At 56.6% G+C, this 18,173-nt stretch carries 19 protein-coding genes, 1 pseudogene and 1 riboswitch; of the genes and pseudogenes, 13 read left to right on the top strand and 7 right to left on the bottom strand.

The genetic code is table 11. The features are described 5' to 3' along the window. The first annotated feature begins 61 nt into the window (after positions 1-61). The gene (locus TR2A62_RS07650; RefSeq protein ID WP_009158239.1) at positions 62-535 is read left to right on the top strand and encodes a CIA30 family protein; all 474 of its coding nucleotides are present in this window, start codon (positions 62-64) and stop codon (positions 533-535) included. Between the two features lie 81 nt (positions 536-616). On the opposite strand, the gene TR2A62_RS17585 is transcribed toward TR2A62_RS07650, so the two are convergent. Genes TR2A62_RS17585 through fabA form a run of 3 tightly spaced genes read right to left on the bottom strand, consistent with a single transcriptional unit; the run spans position 617 to position 2,125 of the window. Further along, the gene (locus TR2A62_RS17585) at positions 617-1,384 is read right to left on the bottom strand and encodes a glycosyltransferase family 25 protein (protein ID WP_009160245.1); all 768 of its coding nucleotides are present in this window, start codon (positions 1,382-1,384) and stop codon (positions 617-619) included. Next, complete coding sequence (locus TR2A62_RS07640) at positions 1,384-1,587, bottom strand: hypothetical protein (protein WP_009157583.1); 204 nt, start codon at positions 1,585-1,587, stop codon at positions 1,384-1,386. The genes TR2A62_RS17585 and TR2A62_RS07640 overlap by 1 nt, the downstream gene beginning before the upstream one ends. A gap of 28 nt (positions 1,588-1,615) precedes the next feature. Continuing rightward, a complete protein-coding gene (gene fabA / locus TR2A62_RS07635; protein WP_009158634.1) occupies positions 1,616-2,125 on the bottom strand; it encodes a bifunctional 3-hydroxydecanoyl-ACP dehydratase/trans-2-decenoyl-ACP isomerase in 510 nt (169 codons plus the stop codon). A gap of 167 nt (positions 2,126-2,292) precedes the next feature. On the opposite strand from fabA, the gene irrA reads away from it, so the two are divergent. Then, positions 2,293-2,709, top strand: coding sequence for an iron response transcriptional regulator IrrA (gene irrA / locus TR2A62_RS07630; RefSeq protein ID WP_009159625.1), 417 nt, complete (start codon positions 2,293-2,295; stop codon positions 2,707-2,709). 83 nt (positions 2,710-2,792) lie between these two features. Here the strand turns inward: irrA and TR2A62_RS07625 are convergent, their stop codons facing one another. Together TR2A62_RS07625 and TR2A62_RS07620 are read right to left on the bottom strand one after the other, a co-directional pair. Beyond that, a complete protein-coding gene (locus TR2A62_RS07625) occupies positions 2,793-3,581 on the bottom strand; it encodes an SDR family oxidoreductase (RefSeq protein WP_150103473.1) in 789 nt (262 codons plus the stop codon). Then, positions 3,524-4,387, bottom strand: a complete 864-nt coding sequence (locus tag TR2A62_RS07620) for a hypothetical protein (RefSeq protein WP_009158799.1) — start codon at positions 4,385-4,387, stop codon at positions 3,524-3,526. Before TR2A62_RS07620 ends, TR2A62_RS07625 begins: the two co-directional genes overlap by 58 nt. A 114-nt stretch (positions 4,388-4,501) precedes the next feature. On the opposite strand from TR2A62_RS07620, the gene miaB reads away from it, so the two are divergent. From miaB to metK, 8 genes are all read left to right on the top strand, one after another. Next, a complete protein-coding gene (gene miaB / locus TR2A62_RS07615; protein WP_009159874.1) occupies positions 4,502-5,812 on the top strand; it encodes a tRNA (N6-isopentenyl adenosine(37)-C2)-methylthiotransferase MiaB in 1,311 nt (436 codons plus the stop codon). A 471-nt stretch (positions 5,813-6,283) separates the two neighbouring features. Further along, on the top strand, positions 6,284-6,853 hold the full coding sequence (locus tag TR2A62_RS07610) for an OmpA family protein (protein WP_009160043.1): 570 nt from the start codon (positions 6,284-6,286) through the stop codon (positions 6,851-6,853). A gap of 12 nt (positions 6,854-6,865) precedes the next feature. After that, the gene (locus TR2A62_RS07605; RefSeq protein WP_009158734.1) at positions 6,866-7,198 is read left to right on the top strand and encodes a hypothetical protein; all 333 of its coding nucleotides are present in this window, start codon (positions 6,866-6,868) and stop codon (positions 7,196-7,198) included. Positions 7,199-7,378: 180 nt separating this feature from the next. Next, on the top strand, positions 7,379-8,401 hold the full coding sequence (locus TR2A62_RS07600) for a PhoH family protein (protein WP_009157891.1): 1,023 nt from the start codon (positions 7,379-7,381) through the stop codon (positions 8,399-8,401). Continuing rightward, the gene (ybeY, locus tag TR2A62_RS07595; RefSeq protein ID WP_009158536.1) at positions 8,398-8,889 is read left to right on the top strand and encodes an rRNA maturation RNase YbeY; all 492 of its coding nucleotides are present in this window, start codon (positions 8,398-8,400) and stop codon (positions 8,887-8,889) included. The genes TR2A62_RS07600 and ybeY overlap by 4 nt, the downstream gene beginning before the upstream one ends. Positions 8,890-8,927: 38 nt before the next feature. Next, the gene (locus TR2A62_RS07590) at positions 8,928-9,824 is read left to right on the top strand and encodes a transporter associated domain-containing protein (protein ID WP_009157296.1); all 897 of its coding nucleotides are present in this window, start codon (positions 8,928-8,930) and stop codon (positions 9,822-9,824) included. A 3-nt stretch (positions 9,825-9,827) separates the two neighbouring features. Next, complete coding sequence (lnt, locus tag TR2A62_RS07585; protein WP_009160862.1) at positions 9,828-11,306, top strand: apolipoprotein N-acyltransferase; 1,479 nt, start codon at positions 9,828-9,830, stop codon at positions 11,304-11,306. A 9-nt stretch (positions 11,307-11,315) separates the two neighbouring features. Next, positions 11,316-11,366: riboswitch (SAM-SAH riboswitch) on the top strand. Between the two features lie 6 nt (positions 11,367-11,372). Next, positions 11,373-12,554 (top strand): methionine adenosyltransferase, encoded by a 1,182-nt coding sequence (metK, locus tag TR2A62_RS07580; RefSeq protein ID WP_009159912.1) that lies wholly within the window; start codon positions 11,373-11,375, stop codon positions 12,552-12,554. Between the two features lie 83 nt (positions 12,555-12,637). On the opposite strand, the gene TR2A62_RS07575 is transcribed toward metK, so the two are convergent. Then, positions 12,638-14,359: a choline dehydrogenase gene (locus tag TR2A62_RS07575; protein ID WP_223296086.1), complete on the bottom strand. Its 1,722-nt coding sequence runs from the start codon at positions 14,357-14,359 to the stop codon at positions 12,638-12,640. A gap of 330 nt (positions 14,360-14,689) precedes the next feature. On the opposite strand from TR2A62_RS07575, the pseudogene TR2A62_RS07565 reads away from it, so the two are divergent. Both TR2A62_RS07565 and TR2A62_RS07560 read left to right on the top strand, forming a co-directional pair. Further along, positions 14,690-15,178, top strand: a pseudogene (locus tag TR2A62_RS07565) (enolase C-terminal domain-like protein); the annotation flags it as partial. Between the two features lie 16 nt (positions 15,179-15,194). Next, positions 15,195-16,622 (top strand): aldehyde dehydrogenase family protein, encoded by a 1,428-nt coding sequence (locus TR2A62_RS07560; protein WP_009159351.1) that lies wholly within the window; start codon positions 15,195-15,197, stop codon positions 16,620-16,622. A gap of 115 nt (positions 16,623-16,737) precedes the next feature. On the opposite strand, the gene TR2A62_RS07555 is transcribed toward TR2A62_RS07560, so the two are convergent. Beyond that, positions 16,738-17,115 (bottom strand): nuclear transport factor 2 family protein, encoded by a 378-nt coding sequence (locus TR2A62_RS07555; RefSeq protein ID WP_040820426.1) that lies wholly within the window; start codon positions 17,113-17,115, stop codon positions 16,738-16,740. Between the two features lie 250 nt (positions 17,116-17,365). Here TR2A62_RS07555 and TR2A62_RS07550 point away from each other — a divergent pair, with 250 nt between their 5' ends. Continuing rightward, positions 17,366-18,091, top strand: a complete 726-nt coding sequence (locus tag TR2A62_RS07550) for a tRNA (guanosine(46)-N(7))-methyltransferase TrmB (RefSeq protein ID WP_009159345.1) — start codon at positions 17,366-17,368, stop codon at positions 18,089-18,091. Positions 18,092-18,173 lie beyond the last annotated feature (82 nt).

Raw genomic sequence — 18,173 nt, 5'->3', positions numbered from 1 at the left:
TTGGCATTGGCAATAGGGTGTTGCGGGCTAGGTCAAGACAGAGCAGGACGAGAGGCGCACAATGAATTTAGATTTGAATTGGGAATATGTTGCCGATACGGTGATGGGCGGTGTGTCGACCGGCGGATTGAGTGTCGAACGCTACAACGGGCGTGATGCGGTGGTGTTGCGCGGGGATGTATCGACCGAGAACAACGGCGGGTTCGTGCAGATGGCCAGTGATCTGGCAGGGGGCGCGATCTATGACGCCAGCGCGTGGGACGGCATCGAGATTGAAGTGGCGGGCAACAGCGAGGTTTATGACCTGCGTCTGCGCACCCCGCAATTGAGCCGGCCATGGCAATCGTTTCGCGCGGATTTTGTAGCAACGGGCGAGTGGCAGACGCTGAGCATCCCCTTTGCCGCATTTGAACCAAACAACACCACGGCCACGCTGGATCGGGCGCAGCTGCAACGTATAGGGATATTGGGTGTCGGGCGTGCGTTCGAGGCGGAAGTGGCGCTGGCTGGGCTGCGGTTCTACCGCGACGCGTGAAGCGGGCCGGTTCACTCTTCTTGCGCTGATCTGGCCCTAAACTTGTGGCGTGTTCGTGCTGCTTTGAGTAATGACGGGGCGTTAAATACGTTCCCACGCAAGTTTGCGCGACAGGCGTTTGCGCAGCCAGACTTTCCAATATTGCAGGCGTAGGAGCCGCCTGAACGAGCGGTCTTTGTTAACGCGGCTCGCAAGATCGACACGGCCAAATTCAATGTCTGAACTGAGGGTGTCGCAGTTTTGGTCTGCGGTTTGCGGGACAGTCACTGCATGGCGCAGGCCAAAGGTGTCGCGGGGCCAATCGGCGGGCCCCCCGATCGGTTTGGGGCCGTGCGAGAGGTACCGCGCTGCGCGCTGATTGACGCTATAGGTCGAGGCAACCTCAGAGTTGAGTAGCACACGTGCGGCGCGGATGTCTTCGGTCAAGTGGGGCCAGAGCCAGCGGCTAGGAAAAACGCGGGCGCGACGGTAACTGAATTGCAAGATGTCAAAGCGTTGGTAGGCGCGGGCGCGGTAGAGGGTGGCAAAGGCGGTGGTGAGGGTTGCGTCATCTTCGAGGATCACAGCGCCGCCGAGGTCTAGTGTGATCACCCTTTGGTAGACCGATTGGTGCGATTGGGCGCAGGCGATTTCCGGGTCCGAAAGGGGGCGCCCAAGGTGGCGTTGGACGGCTGCGTGATCGACGGCTGATTTCTGCGCCTCGGTCAGGCCAGAGCGCCCGTCGATGGCGTCTATTATTTCAAAGGGCAGATCGTGGGCTGTTAGCTGTGCGGTGATGGCCGCGCGGCGGTCGAGACGGTCAGGCAGCGAGATCACAAAAATCGGCCAGTCAGCGTTGTCTTTTTCCATCAAATCCGGCTCTCGGGGGTTGCGCGGCCCAGCATCATCAGGCCGATGATCGCAATGGGCGGCGACAGCAGCAGCGAGATTAAGAGCCAGCCATATGGGTGGCGGTCGCGGGTTCTAGCCATTGTAATTGGCACATAGACCGCGACGTAGATCAAAAGGGCGACAAGGGCGAGCACCCAGAGCGTTTCGAGGAATTGGTCCATGATCGGGTGCTTCGCCTTTTATTGGCTTTTAGCTCTCGGAGAGTGCAACTTTCATGTCGTTAACCTGATAGATTACTTCGCCATCTGCCTCTACGATGCCGTCGGCGACACCCATTGTCAGGCGGCGTGTCTGGATCGCTTTGGTAAAGTCGATTTTGTAGGTCAGCATTTTGCGGTCGGGGCGTACCATTCCGGACAGTTTCACTTCGCCCACCCCCAGCGCGTAGCCGCGACCCTGCCAGCCGCGCCAGCCTAGGTTAAAGCCTGTCAGCTGCCACAGGCCATCGAGACCAAGACAGCCGGGCATGATCGGGTTGCCGGGAAAGTGGCAGTCAAAGAACCACAGGTCTGGTGTGATATCGAATTCGGCTGTGATGTGGCCTTTGCCGTGTGCGCCGCCATCGGCTGAGACATCTGTAATCCGGTCCATCATCAGCATGGGCGGGGCTGGCAATTGGGCATTGCCCTCGCCAAATAGCTCGCCTGCGGCGCATTTCAGAAGGTCGGCTTTGTCAAAGCTGCTGGGATAGTTGGCCATAGGTTTGGCGCTCCGGTTTGTTAGGTTGCCTGTTGTGGGCATTTAGCACCGCGCGTGACGATAGGGCAATAGTGCGAGGCGTCAGGGGCCTGCGACGTTGCATACCCATTGAAACATGGGGCGTTTGCCGCCTATATGGAGTGAAGAGATAGTTTGGGACTGGTGCAATGCACGCGCAATCACAGATCAATGCTACCGAATGGCTGGCCACAGCAGGACTACGTCCGACCCGTCAACGGGTGTGTTTGGCTGATTTGTTGGTGGGCGATGGTCAGGACCGTCACGTCACCGCCGAAAGCCTGTTTGAAGCCTGTGCTGACAGTGGGGAAAAGGTGTCGCTGGCGACCGTGTACAACACGCTCAAGGCGTTTTGTGACGCGGGTCTGATGCGCGAGATCACAGTCGACGGATCCAAGAGCTATTTTGATACCAACATGAGCGATCACCCGCATTTCTATTGGGAAGACACGGCAGCCTTGTCTGATGCGCCCTCCGAGCAGCTGAAAATCATGCAGTTGCCCGATGCGCCCGAAGGGGCCGAGATTGCCAAGGTGGATGTTGTGATCCGGTTGCGTCGGACCTGAGGTCCGACACTATTTATCAATCAATTCAAAAGAGTAGCGCGCGGTCAGCGGGTTCTGTTGACGTTCCAAATCGCGCTAGCGTGTTAGCCGCGGCCCACATAGGGCATGGCGCTGGCCATGACGGTCATGAATTGCACATTCGCATCAAGCGGAAGCTCGGCCATGTGCAGAACTGATGTGGCGACGTGGTCGACGTCCATCACCGGCTCGGGCCGTGTGTTGAGGTCGGCCTGCAGGATGCCCGCGCTCATCTGGGCGGTCATGTCTGAGGCGGCGTTGCCGATGTCGATCTGACCACAGGCAATGTTATAGGGGCGTCCATCTAGCGATAGAGACTTTGTCAGTCCGGTGATCGCATGTTTGGTGGCGGTGTAGGGCGACGATCCGGGCCGCGGAACATGGGCGGAAATGCTACCATTGTTGATGATGCGCCCGCCGATGGGCGACTGGTGGCGCATTTGTTTGAATGCGGCGCGCGCGCAAAGCCATGCACCCGTCAGGTTTACGTTCACTGCCGCCAGCCAATCGTCGACGGGGATGTCGTCAATCGTGCGCCCAGCGGTAAAAATGCCTGCATTGTTGAACAGCATGTCGAGATGGCCAAAGTCATCAGCGATTTGGGCAAAGGCTGCATCGACCACGATGGGATCGGTGACGTCACAGGGGATCACGACGGCGCTGTCGTTGGCGATATCGTGCAGGGGTGCGGAGCGGCGACCGATTAGGGCCACGCGCCAGCCCGCGTCCATCAATGCCAGCGAAGTGGCGCGGCCAATGCCGCTGCCTGCGCCTGTTACAACTGCAGTTTTGGGACTTAGAACCACTGGCCAGGTTCCATCAGGCCCAAGTCCAACAGCTGTTGGCTGTGCCATTCAAACGGGGCCGAGTTGTGCCATTGGAAGGTCTCGATATCAAAGGTCGATCCGGGGTTCCGCTTGAGCGCCTTGGCTGTGCGGAATGAACAGACTGCGGCGCTGACGTTATGGTGCCACGAGCAGGCGTAGGTGTTGTATTCGGCGTCGTTGAAAGTGTGATCGGCGCCAAGTTTGAGACCTTGCTTGGATTTGAACAGCGACACGCGGTCGATGCGGCGGCTGCGTGCTGGAATATGTTCTTCGAACCGCCAACGCAGGCCGCCAAAGAAATCAAGCTGGCGGTCCAGATCGTTGTTCCATTTATCCTTGCGTGCCAATGCGTAGTAGCCGGATTTGTCGAGATGGGCGTCTTCGAGGCTGACCGCGTCGGGGTAGTCCCACAGGTTGCCCGCATAGAGATCGACCACATAGGTCATGATCGTGTCGCGCCTTTCTCCGGTATTCCACGTGATCATTTCCGACACGTTGCGGTTTTCGCAAAACGGGTGGAACAGGTATTCAGCGTTATAGCAGTAATACATCCAAATGCTTGGCGCGGCCTCGATCACAGCGTTGACGGCGGTCTCGAGCATTTGGTCTGCATGGGTGTCATGTGTGACGCGGATAATCTGTTCTTCCAGATCGGCGGGAATATCGATCTCATCGGGGACAAATGCGATGACCGATTTGAACCCTGCCATCAGGTGATGGCGCAGGGTCGTGTCGACCTCGACCCTGTCCTCGACAAAGATCATCGCGATAGGCCCTTTGGCGAGGGTTTTGCCGTTGTTGGACAAGAAAGAACTTAGGCTGTCATGGCGCATAGGGTTTGGTCTCGCAAAGCTGTGCGTAAAATCGGTTAATTCCAGGCCCATTGCAAGCGCGGGTTCAGCGGGTTAGATGCGAGGCGAAATCATCCTTGATTATTGTGTGCTGTCATGTCCGATCCTAAGAAGCTGTTTATCAAGACCTATGGCTGTCAGATGAATGTCTATGACAGTGAACGCATGGCCGAAGCGCTGGGCGGGCAGGGGTATGTCGAGACCAAGACGCCCGATGATGCGGATATGATCCTGCTGAACACCTGTCACATCCGCGAAAAGGCGGCGGAAAAGATCTATTCCGAATTGGGACGGTATCGCGGGTTCAAAGACGCCAAGCCAGATCTGAAGATCGGTGTTGCGGGCTGTGTGGCACAGGCTGAAGGCGAAGAAATCATGCGGCGCCAGCCAATGGTTGATCTGGTGGTTGGCCCGCAGAGCTATCACCGTCTACCCGAAATGGAGGATGCCGTATCGCGCGGAGAAAAAGCGCTGGATACGGATTTCCCCGAAGAGGACAAGTTCGAGCATTTGAAATCACGTCCCAAAGCGGCACGTGGGGCGACCGCATTTTTAACGGTCCAAGAAGGCTGTGACAAATTCTGCGCGTTCTGCGTCGTGCCGTATACCCGAGGGGCCGAGCTCAGCCGTCCTGCCGACCGGATCATCCGCGAAGCGCAGGATTTGGTCGAGCGCGGCGTGCGCGAGATCACGCTGTTGGGCCAAAACGTTAACGCCTATCACGGGCATGAAGGCGGATTGGCGGGGCTAATCTGGGATTTGGACAAGGTTGACGGGCTAAAACGTATCCGGTTCACCACAAGCCACCCCAACGACATGGATCAGGCGTTGATCGACGCGCATGGCACCTGTGACAAGCTGATGCCCTATCTGCATTTGCCGGTGCAATCAGGATCTGACCGCATTCTCAAAGCGATGAACCGCAAGCACACCCGCGAAGAGTATTTTGCCTTGATCGAACGTATTCGTGCGGCGCGTCCTGATTTGCTGTTGTCTGGTGATTTTATTGTCGGATTTCCGGGTGAAACGGATCAAGACTTTGAAGACACGATGGATTTGGTCCGGCGCGTGAACTTTGGCCAAGCCTATTCGTTCAAATATTCGACCCGTCCGGGTACGCCTGCTGCGGAAAAGCCGCAGATGGATGACGGGTTGGCAACAGAACGTCTGCACCGTCTGCAGGAGCTTTTGAAAGAACAGCAGGTCGCCGCCCAAGAGGGCATGGTTGGCCGTGATGTACGTGTTTTGTTTGAGAAAAAGGGGCGCGAAGCAGGGCAGTTGATCGGGAAATCAGAATACCTGCACGCGGTTCATGCCGAAGCGGACGACGCGATGATCGGCACGGTCCAAAAGGTGCATGTCATCGAGGCGCGGACCAATTCACTGCACGCGCGGCTGGTCGGCTGATGTCCAAGAGCGGGGACGATTACCGACGTCTACCGTCATGGATTGATGGCGCGCGGGCCTCGCGGCGCAACCTACCGTTTAGACCCCCTTGGGCAAAGCTGCCTGAAAGATCTGCACCTGATGTTGTCCCAAGCGGCTCTGACGAGTCGCAAGAGCCTGCAGGTTCGCAGTAAACCGATGAAATTGCTCGCGGTGAGGGGAACCCGTCAGAGTGATCGCGCATAGGTTGCTCGACCTTTGGGGGGGGATAGAGGCTAATGGCCCCATTTTTGCAGTTTGCTGGCCCGACTGGAAACAAAACGTGCCTTATCTGCCCAGTGTTTCCCCGTATTACACAATATATGGGCATTAATTCTTTTAAATTGTGCAAATGTGGCTAAAACTGGGTAGGTACTGATTAGGGTGTCGCCGCGTCGGTACAAGACGTACGGCATTGGGACGAGAAAATAGAGAGGACTGAAGGCTGTCGTTATGATGAATTTCCAAGCACTGAAACTCGCGTTGGGGGGCGTTGCTGTCGCTGTTTTAGGTCTATTGGCCTCGACGGATGCGGCGGAAGCTCAGCAGCAGCGGACAATTTTGGGCGAGCGTTACACGCCAACGATCTGGGTTGATCCCGACGGGTGTGAGCACTGGGTCATGGATGACGGCGCTGAGGGCTATATGACACCGAACGTACGTCGTGACGGTACGCCAGTTTGCCGTCGTGGCAACGTATGTGGCGTGATGCAAAGCGATCAGTTGTTCCAAACGGACAGCTACCACATCAACAATGCAGGCAAACAGGCGCTGATGAACTTCTTCCGTTCGTCGGGTGCGAGTGCCTACATCGTCACAGGTCACACAGACAGCCGCGCATCGGATGCATACAACATGCGTCTCAGCCAGAACCGTGCAAATTCGGTGGCTCGCGTAGGTCAGTCGGTTGGCGCACGTATCGTTGATGTTCGTGGTTATGGTGAGCGTCAGCCGCGCGCCGATAACCACTCTCACCAAGGCATGGCGCAGAACCGTCGTGTTGAAATCATCTGTCTGCGTTAAGGAGTAGAGCAAATGAATATCGTTAAAATCTCTGCTCTGCTGCTCTTGGGTGTGTCGGTTTCAGGCTGCGCCATGGTAGTAGCGGGTTCACTAGAAGGTGGTAACCGTACAGGCGAAGATCGTTTTGTCGACGCTGGCCGCGATGCCAAGGACCTCAGCCAGTTGGTTGCAGGTATCTGGGTCGATCCGAACGGTTGTGACCACTGGATCATCGACGACGGTGTTGAGGGCTATTTGTCCCAGCGTCTGGATGACTACGGCAAGCCAGTTTGTTCCGGTGCAGCACCAGCAGGCGTTGCAACTGGTCCGTTCCGCGCAGGTTCGGATGTTCCTGATCCGCTCTAAGCGATTGGGGCAACAGAATTCAAAGGGCCGTGGTTTTCGACTGCGGTCCTTTTTCTATGCAAGAACCACCCTATGTGACTGTTTCGTGAAATTGGTGGTTTCGCGAGGGATCACCCCTTGCACCCATCGCGTGGCTCTGGCTACGATTGACTAGACCTCTAGCGCGTTTAGGAGACTTGATTGGCTGCCACACCCCCGAATGATGCGACGCCCTTTGAACAAGATCAGGCCGTTGCAGAAGAGCTGTTGGAATTCCCTGACAATCGTTTGCTGATTGATCTGTGCGGTGAATATGACCGCAACCTGACCGACGTCGAAATCCGCACCAATGTTCAGATTTTGCGCCGTGGCAACCAGCTGGTTGTTATCGGTGACGAAGACGCACGCGCCGAGGCGATCGAAGTACTGCAGTCGCTGTATCAGCGGCTAGAGCAGGGCAAGTCGGTCGAAGCGGGCGATATTGATCGCGAGATGCGCATGGGTGGCTCGGATGCAGGCACAGGGATTCGCAGTGGCGACCAGATGGAGCTGATCCGCAGCGACCGTGTAGAGATCAAGACCCGCAAGAAGCAGGTTGAGCCGCGCACCGAGGCGCAAAAGGCCTATGTCAAATCGCTGTTTGATAACGAACTGGCGTTTGGCATTGGACCTGCTGGTACGGGCAAAACCTATCTGGCTGTGGCCGTGGGCGTGAACATGTTCATCCAAGGGCACGTGGACAAGATTATCTTGTCGCGGCCCGCTGTTGAGGCTGGTGAAAAGATCGGTTTTCTACCAGGTGATATGAAGGACAAAGTCGATCCTTATATGCAGCCGCTCTATGATGCGCTCGAGGATTTTCTGCCGGGCAAACAGACCGCCAAATTGATCGAAGAGAAAAAGATCGAGATTGCGCCGCTTGCGTTTATGCGGGGCCGGACATTGAGCCGTGCGTTTGTTGTGTTGGACGAGGCGCAAAACGCCACAACCATGCAGATGAAGATGTTTCTGACTCGTTTGGGCGAGGGGTCGCGCATGGTCATCACGGGCGACCGCAGTCAGATCGATTTGCCGCGTCACATGCCATCGGGGCTGAAAGACGCCGAGCGGTTGTTGAAGGGCGTGAAAGAGATTTCTTTCAATTACTTCACTTCAAAGGATGTTGTGAGGCATCCTCTGGTGGCTGCGATCATCGAGGCCTATGAGGCGGATCCCGACCTGTGATCGAAGTTCAGATAGACGACGCGCGATGGGTCGGGTTCGAAGCCTTGGCCTCCCGTGCGGCGGATGCGGTGTTTGATGCGGTTGGTTTGGATCGCGACGTGTGGCTGGTCAGTGTGCTGGCCTGTGACGACGCGCGGATCCAAGTGTTGAACGCAGATTTTCGTGAAAAAGACGGCGCTACCAATGTGTTATCCTGGCCTGCCCAAGATTTGGCGGCTGTGGGTGCGGGGGATAAACCTGATGCGCCAGTGCCAGATCCGATGGGCGAGAGCGAGCTGGGCGATGTCGCGATTTCCTTTGATACCTGCGCCCGAGAGGCGGCGGAAGCGGCCTGTGACTTTGACGATCACGTAGCACATCTGATGATACATGGAACGCTGCATTTGCTGGGGTATGACCATATCCGTGACGCAGATGCCACGTTGATGGAGACACTCGAGGTTCAAATCCTTGGCAAATTGGGACTTTGTGACCCATATACAGTTTAAGGGCGCGCGTTTCGCGTCAGATTTTTTGGAAAGGGACGATGGGCGACACGACAGACGGATCTTCGAGCGCGGCGCAAAGCGCGCGTACGGAAGAACAAGAAATGCCAGCGCCGCGTGGGTTTTTTACTCGCATTATTGGCGCGCTGAGCCCATCCGACACACCTGAGATAGCGGAACCCCAAGTGACGGCCCCAGTGGCGCCGGGATTGGGTATGTTGAACCTGCGTCGGATGCGGGTCGAAGACGTAGCTATCCCCAAAGCGGATATTGTCGCCGTCGAAGTCGGCATGGAGCTGGACGAGCTGGTCGGTGTCTTCCGCGAGAGCGGATTGACCCGTTTGCCGGTGTTTGACGGCACGCTGGACACACCGGTTGGATTTGCCCACCTCAAAGACTTTGCCCTGACCTATGGGTTCAACGGAAAATCAGCGGCATTTCATCTGCGCGATGTTGTGCGGCCTTTGCTGTATGTGCCGCCGTCGATGCAAATCGGGGTGTTGCTGACGAAAATGCAGGCTGACCGCATTCACATGGCGTTGGTCATTGATGAATACGGTGGCACCGACGGGTTGGTCACGATCGAGGATTTGATCGAACAGGTCATTGGCGAGATCGAAGACGAGCATGACATCGCCGAGGGCGAGTTTTGGACTGTCGAAAGCCCGGGTGTGTATTTGGCCAAGGCCAAGACCCCGCTTGAGGATTTTCAGGCCGAGATTGGCATCACCCTGACCGAGGCTGAGGACGTCGATGCCGAAGAGATCGACACTTTGGGCGGTTTGGTTTTCATGCTGTCAGGTCATGTGCCGGCACGCGGCGAGGTAATCCCGCATCCTGATGGTCCTGAATTCGAGGTGATCGAGGCGGACCCGCGCAGTATCAAACGTTTGCGTGTCAGATTGGCGGGGCATGGCTCGGCTGTGGTCGAGGACTAGCGCATGATGCCCGTCTGGCGGCTGTGTCTGATCGCGTTCGGATTGGGGCTGTTGATGGCCATTGGCCAAGCGCCGTTTTCCCAACCCGTCGCGATGGGGTTGGGGCTGGTAGGGATTTTCTATCTGTATGAACAAACAACTCTGTCCGGGCGGACAGGGGCGTTTGTGATGTGGAGCGCTGGAGCAGGATATTTTGTGCTGGGGCTGCGGTGGATCGTTGAGCCGTTCTTTGTGGATGCGGCGACGCATGGTTGGATGGCGCCGTTTGCATTGGCTGCAATGGGCGGTGGTTTAGCCCTGTTTTGGGCGCTTGCGGGTTGGGGCGCGGTTCGGCTGCGCGCCGGTACCTATGGATTAGCTGTGACGCTGACAATCGTCGAGCTGTTGCGCGCCACGATCCTAACGGGGTTTCCATGGAATAGTTTGGCCCAAGCGATGATCGACACCGGTTTTGCGGGGCTTTTGGCGTATGTCGGCCCGCATGGATTGACGTTGTTGATCTGCGTCTTGGCCGCCGAGGTGGCGCGCGGTTTGGCGGCTCGGGCCATCGTGCGCCTAGGGGTGGTTGTGGTCGCTTGCATCGCGCTTGCGTGGCCCGTGGGTCATGTCGCCGAGCCAAGCGAGACGATCGTGCGTTTGATCCAGCCCAACGCGCCGCAGGATCAAAAATGGGACACAGAGTTCGTACAGACGTTCTTTGACCGGCAGGTCGGATATACCGCTGCTGAGGGTGATGTTGATCTGACAGTTTGGCCCGAAACCAGTGTGCCGTTTCTTATGGATCAAGCGGGCGGCGCGTTTGCGCGGATCAGTGCCGCGGCGGACGGGCGTCCGGTGATTGTCGGCGCACAGCGTGCCCAAGGATCAGAGTATTTCAACGCCGCCGCCGTTTTGGGGGCCGAAGGTACGATTGATGCGATCTACGACAAACAGCATCTAGTGCCCTTTGGTGAATACATCCCGCTGCATTCGGTTTTGGGTCGGATGGGGTTGAGCGCGCTTGCCAATGTCTTGGGCGGGAATTTCAGTGCGGGCGAGGGCGCGCAATCGGTGACTATCGACGGGATTGGACGGACACTGGTTCTGATTTGCTACGAGGGGATTTTTGCCGAGGAAATCCGTTATGAGACGCGCCCTGACATGATGGTTTTGATCACCAATGATGCATGGTTTGGCGGTGGTGCTGGCCCGCTGCAACATTTGGCTCAGGCGCGGATGCGTACGATTGAGCAGGGGCTGCCGATGGTGCGGGCCGCCAACACAGGCGTGAGTGCTGTCATCGACCCCTATGGGCAGATCACTGCGCAGATCGGGCTGGATGAGGCGGGGTATCTCGATGCCGTGGTGCCGCGAGCCATTGCGCCGATGTTATATGCGCGGTTTGGGGATGTTCCCGCAATTATTGCACTGATTTGTGCGATTTTCGCCACGATACTGTGGTCGAAAGCGAAACGAGTTGACCGAAATCAAAAGGGCGCGTAGCCCGATTAGTAATTGCCACAACGGCTTCCTGACGTGGCAGAGCAGTAGAATATTGGAGCAGTTTCTATGACACGCCAGAATTACACCTTTACGTCCGAGTCCGTTTCCGAAGGCCATCCGGACAAAGTATGCGACCGCATTTCTGATGCCGTTCTCGACGCTTTTCTCGCAGAAGAGCCAGAAGCGCGCGTTGCCGCTGAAACCTTCGCTACGACTAACCGAGTTGTGATCGGGGGCGAAGTTGGCCTGTCGGATCAAGACAAGCTAAAGGATTACATGGGCCGGATCGAAGCGATCACGCGCGCCTGTATCAAAGACATCGGATATGAGCAGGACAAGTTCCACCACGAGACCGTGGAAGTGACAAACCTGTTGCATGAGCAGTCCGCGCATATTGCCCAAGGTGTTGATGCCTCTGCCGACAAAGACGAAGGTGCGGGCGACCAAGGCATCATGTTTGGTTACGCGACCAAAGAAACAGAAGTGCTGATGCCGGCACCGATCCATTACGCACACGCGATCCTGCGCCGTTTGGCTGAGGTCCGCAAAGACGGCACCGAGCCAACACTGGGCCCAGATGCCAAATCGCAGTTGTCGGTTGTCTACCGTGATGGTGTGCCAGTGGGCGCGTCGTCGATCGTTTTGTCGACCCAGCATTTGGACGAGAGCATGAGCAGCGCCGATGTGCGCGCAGTGGTCGAGCCGTATATCCGTGAAGTCCTGCCCGAAGGGTGGGTGTCTGCGGATACAGAATGGCACGTGAACCCGACGGGCAAGTTTGTCATCGGTGGTCCCGACGGCGACGCGGGCCTGACAGGCCGCAAAATCATCGTGGATACTTATGGCGGTGCAGCCCCACACGGTGGTGGCGCGTTCTCGGGCAAAGACCCGACCAAGGTTGACCGTTCGGCCGCATATGCCGCGCGCTATCTGGCGAAAAACGTGGTTGCTGCAGGTATGGCTGACAAATGCTCGATCCAGTTGTCTTATGCGATTGGTGTGGCCAAGCCATTGTCGATCTACGCAGACACATTTGGCACTGGTGAAGTGTCGCCTGCTGAAATCGAAGCAGCCGTGGCGCAGGTCATGGACCTGACACCGCGCGGCATTCGCCAGCAGTTGGGCATGAATAAACCAATCTACGCACGCACGGCGGCCTACGGTCACTTTGGCCGTGCACCGGATGCGGATGGCGGCTTCTCTTGGGAACGCACCGATCTGGTTGAGGCGCTGAAAAAGGCAGTCTGATCCCAAATCACCGGACTTAGTATTGATAAGGGCGATCCTGTTTGGATCGCCCTTTATCGTTTGGGGTGATGGGCGGTGCTGTCCTAGCGTTGGGTCGTCTCGTAGTCAGTACTTTGCCACGTTGTGGCGTCGATACGTGGTAACGGAGCGTTGCCCAGAATAGTGTCGCTGAGTTTTTCAGCCATCATGATCGTTGGCGCGTTGGTGTTGCCATTGGTCACAAAAGGCATGATCGACGCATCAACCACCCGCAATCCGGTCAACCCGTGGACTTGGCCGGTCGCATCGACGACGGCATGTTTGTCGCTCTTTGTCCCCATACGTGCCGTGCAAGACAGGTGCCATTGGCTCGTCGTGTGTGTGTTCAGCTTGGCATCCAGTTCTTCATCGGAATTGGCATCAGCGCCTGGAAAAATCTCACTGCCTTTGAGGCCATCAAAGGCGGGCTGTTCGACCAGTTCACGTACAAGACGGATACCTTTTCGCAACAGGTCGCGATCGCGTTCGTCCTGTAGGTAGTTCACGAAAATACGCGGCGGATCGGCAGGGTTGCTAGAGCGAAGTTCGATTTTTCCCCGACTGTGCGCACGCATCAATCCGACATGGATTTGAAACGCATGCTCCTGCAAGGGGGCCCATGTCTCATCGTCTACAGCAATTGGTGAAATGCAGATTTGTAGGTCCGGATATTCCACGCCGGGTCCAGATCGAATGCAGGCGACTGAATCAAAGTGATTGGATCCGCAAATGCCCTCTCGGGTCAACATCCACTGAACTCCGGCGGCTAGTTTGGAGATGCTTTTCGTCTTGGGCCAAAGAGATACGGGTTGCAGGCATTTGAATTTCAGAACGAAATCGGGATGGTCATGGAGGTTCTGGCCAACGCCGGGCAGGTCCGCTTTGACGTCGATGCCCATAGATTGCAAATGATCGGTGGGGCCAATGCCGGACAGCATCAAGAGATGCGGTGAACCGACTGCGCCAGCGCTGAGGATCACCTCTTTTCGTGCTGATGCGTCAACGATTTGGCCCTTGCCATTTTTATAGGTGACGCCGGTTGCGCGGCGACCTTCTAGGTTCAGCCGCTGGACCAGCGCTTGGGTCACAATGGTCAGGTTTGAGCGATCGCGCACTGGGTCGAGATATCCACGCGCTGCGCTCCAGCGCTCACCGTTATGGACGGTGCTGTCAAAGACGCCGAAACCTTCTTGGCCAAATCCACTAATGTCATCGGTGGCTTCATATCCGGCCTCTTCACCGGCTTTGATAAAGGCCAAAGACAATGGGTCTGTGGGATTGCCACGTTTCACATGCAATGGCCCGTCGCTGCCGCGAAAGTCGTCCGCGCCTCTGCTATAGGTTTCCAAGTGTTTGAAGTATGGCAGGACATCCGCGTAGCCCCATCCCTCACAACCGGACTGCCGCCAACCTTCGTAGTCCAGTGCATTGCCACGGATAAACACCATGCCGTTGATGGAAGAAGAACCACCGATTGTTCGGCCGCGATCGTGCTGAATTTGGCGGCCATTCAGTTCCGGCTCTGGTTCGCCTTGAAAGGCCCAATTGTGTTTGGTGCTTGTGAGGTTCGACAGTACTGCGGCTGGAATTTTCAACGTAAGTGCGTTGTTTTCGGGACCAGCCTCGAGCAACAGAACCTGAATTTCTGGATCTCTGCTTAGGCGGTTTGCCAGCACGCAACCGGCTGAACCAGCGCCAACGATGATGTAGTCAAATTCCATAGGAGTGTGTTCCATGTTGTGGTTCTTGGGGCATATCTCGGCGTCGTTTTTGATATCGCTTTGCATGATGGTAACGCCAAGACACTAGGTGTGCCAATTTACAAAATGCTTGGTGCTTCACGTGACAGTATCTGCGCCTATGCGTCCTGTCCGCTGTTGGCCAGCGATGAGGCATATGTCGAATTTTGCAAAGACAGGGTGGCACAAGGATATTGCGCGATAAAGATCCATCCCTAAGGCCAGATAGAAGATGACATCCGATTGGTTCAACGATTGACCGACAGTTTTTCTGGGCAATCTGTCCGTTGGAACCTCGATGCTGAGGGTGCTTATTTACCCGCGCAGGCCTTGCGCATGGGGCGTTTGTTAGACGGTCTTGATTGAGAGTTTTTCGAAGCTCCGATGCCGGACAGCAACCTGCTTGGGTATAAGCCATTGGCGGATGCTGTTGATATTGACGTTCTGCCCAGCGGCAACGGGATACCGGATCTACATTTGATCCATCTGGCGCTGCAAATGGGGGCATGGGACCGTACCCGTTTTGATGTGACCGGCATTGGCGGGTTTACCGGTGGCTGCGCAGCGATGGCTGTAACACGCGCGCAAGGGCTGAAGGGCGAATTGCAAAGTTGGGGCTACACTCTGACCCAAGCGGCGAGTTTACATCTGTTGCTGTCCCAAACAAATTGCGACTATTTTGAGCAAGTGGCACCGTTCGAAGCATATGAATTCGGGACCAAACAAGTTTTTCGTCCCGATGAGCATGGCCACGTATGGGCCAATGACCTGCCGGGCCTTGGTGTTGAGATGGATTGGGACATCCTCGCGCCATGGGTTTACGCAAGCCGTGAATTCCGCAATCCTTGCATGCAACTGCATCTATAACCGGAGCCTAAGATCCATGAACAACCTACAGAAATTCTACATCAAAGGCTGTTGGGTCGAACCCTGTTCGGATGCCACAATGCGGGTCCTGAACCCAGCGACCGAACAAGAAATCGGCACCATCGCCATGGGCAATCAGGCGGATGTGGACAACGCGGTTGCGGCGGCAAGTGCGGCCTTTGAGAGCTATTCGCGAACCAGAAAAGCCGAGCGATTGGCCCTGCTGCAGCGTCTTAGGGACGTGACTGAAAGGCGTTTTGAGGATTTGGCACAGGCGATTCGCATGGAGATGGGTGCGCCGATCACCATGTCGCGCGAAGCGCAGGCTGATGCGGCTGTTGGTCACCTTCAGGGCTTTATTGACGCGCTTGAGGGGATGGCAGGGCGGACGGTGTTGGCCAATGGTGACATCCTTCTGCACGAGCCCATTGGTGTGTGCGGTCTGATCACGCCGTGGAACTGGCCGATGAACCAGATCGCGCTCAAGGTCATTCCAGCGCTTGCAACAGGGTGCACTTGTGTTCTGAAGCCGTCCGAGCACACACCCGTATCCGCCATGATCTACGCCGAAATTATTGATGAGGCTGGGTTCCCTGCGGGGGTCTTTAACCTTGTCCATGGAGGCGGTCCGACCGTAGGGGCCGCTATGTCGCGCCACCAAGACATTCAGATGATGTCGTTTACTGGATCTACCCGCGCAGGCGTCTCCATCACCCGTGATGCTGCTGAAACAGTCAAACGTGTAACGCTGGAATTGGGCGGTAAATCCCCCAACCTTGTGTTCGCCGATTGCGATCTCGATGCACAAGTCACCGCGTCAGTTCAGGAATGCATGTATAACACCGGTCAATCATGTGATGCACCGACGCGCCTGTTGGTGGAACACAGCTGCTATGATGAAGCCGTGCAAATCGCCAAGCGCGCCGCAGAAGCCACGACCGTCGGGGATCCCGAGCAAGAGGGCGATCACATTGGGCCGCTGTTTGACCGCATCCAATATGACAGGGTTCAGGCGATGATCCAGCTGGGCATCGATGAAGGCGCTACGTTGCTCGCAGGTGGGTTGGGAAAACCTGATGGCTGTGACACTGGTTGGTTCGTCAAACCGACGATCTTTTCTGATGTGCGCAATGATATGCGCATCGCACAGGAAGAAATCTTTGGTCCCGTGCTCGTTATCATTCCGTTCGATGACGAAGAGCAGGCTATTCAGATTGCAAATGACACGCCCTATGGGCTGGCGGCCTATTTGCAAACGGGCGATCCATCCCGTGCTGAACGCGTCGCTGCACGTCTGCGTGCAGGGGCAATTCACATCAACGGAGGAGGGTTCAACTATGGCTCTCCGTTTGGCGGATACAAACAATCCGGCAATGGTCGCGAAGGCGGGTTGATGGGCTTGGAGGACTATCTCGAGGCCAAAACGCTGCATGGTATGGCCTAGCTAGTAGCGCATTGGCGGGCGTGGTGTTCGCACTATTGGATGCCGTGGCCAAAGGGGGCAGAATGTATGAGCATTTTGGCGCCCTTGATTTTGGCCACGGCACTGGATTTGAGCGCTACTTTGCGTCGTAGGCTTGGCTGACCGCAAAGCTGTCTTCAAACCCGTTCCAAAGCACGACTTGGCCATCCCGCACCTTGGCGCGCAGTGCAAAGGTGAAGTCGCCGATTTCTTGGCCTGATTTGGTCGTGATCCCGTTCATGTCGCCAAAGATTGCAACCGTATCACCAACAGCGAGAACATCCGTGTTTTCCCATTTGGTGGTTTGAAAGTTCTCGCTAAAGACGCCGAGGAACGCAAAGATCTCTTCTTTTCCGTCCCTAGGTCCAATCCACGGCAGGGTCGGATCTCCGGCGTTTAGCCAGACCATGTCGTCGGCCATAAGATCAGCCATCGCGCCCATGTCACCGCCTCCCATTGCGCCCATAAGGGCCATGACGGTGTCGAGGCTCGCCTGACTTTGGTCATCTGTAGATTGTGCTGTCAGGGGCGACGCGAGGGCAACACTAGTGGCCGCCGCTTTCCTAACTATCGGGGCGGACCACTTCAAAGTGGGAGGCTCAAACCATTGAATGAAAAATTGCCAAGGCCGGCTTCGTCCCGCAAAGCTCACCTTCGACCGCCACTGCAAATAGCTTGACCCCGCGCGCGCAACACGGCATCCGAGCGGCCAAGAGGACCGCGCTATGACAAAACCACCCTATATTCCCAAAGGCAAAATGGTCGACGGCCAGTTTCGCAATTTCTATGGCCGTCTCAAAGGTCATAACCTGCGCAAGAGCCAAGAGGCGTATATGGATGATCTGGGGCATTTGTCGCCCGGTCCGATTGCGTTCGAGGACAACCCAGACCGCGTGCCGCTGGATATGGAGCAGGTTGCGGGCGGGCGTGATGTCTGGCTCGAGGTTGGCTTTGGCGGGGGCGAGCATGTGGTGCATCAGGCCGCGCTGAACCCTGACGTCGTGATCATCGGGTGCGAGCCTTACATAAACGGGGTCGCTATGCTGTTGGGTAAAATCCGTGATGCGGGTGTCGAGAACCTGATGGTGCATCCGGGTGATGCGCGCGATTTGATGGACCTGTTGCCAGATGGAGCGATTGCCAAGGCGTTTTTGCTATACCCTGATCCTTGGCCGAAAAAGCGCCACCACCGCCGCCGGTTTGTCACGCCCGAGCATCTGGACCCGCTGGCACGTGTCATGAAGCAGGATGCCGAATTTCGCGTGGCGACAGATATTCCTGATTATGTCCGTCAAACGATGGAAAAAGTGCCGCGTGCTGGGTTTGAATGGTTGGGCGAGACACCCGAGGATTGGCGCGAGCCGTGGTCTGATTGGACCCGCACCAGATACGAGGCCAAAGCGATCCGTGAAGACCGCACACCGCATTATATGACGTTCCGCCGGACCTGATCGGGTGCTCGGGTGGTGCCTTGATAGCGCGCCGTTTTGCTGTTCACCGTCAGAAAACGCACAGTCGCCTGTCTGACATCGA

Origin of the sequence: Thalassobium sp. R2A62 (assembly GCF_000161835.1) — a bacterium.
GTDB lineage: Bacteria > Pseudomonadota > Alphaproteobacteria > Rhodobacterales > Rhodobacteraceae > Thalassobium.
This window is presented reverse-complemented; position numbering and strand designations above follow the sequence as displayed.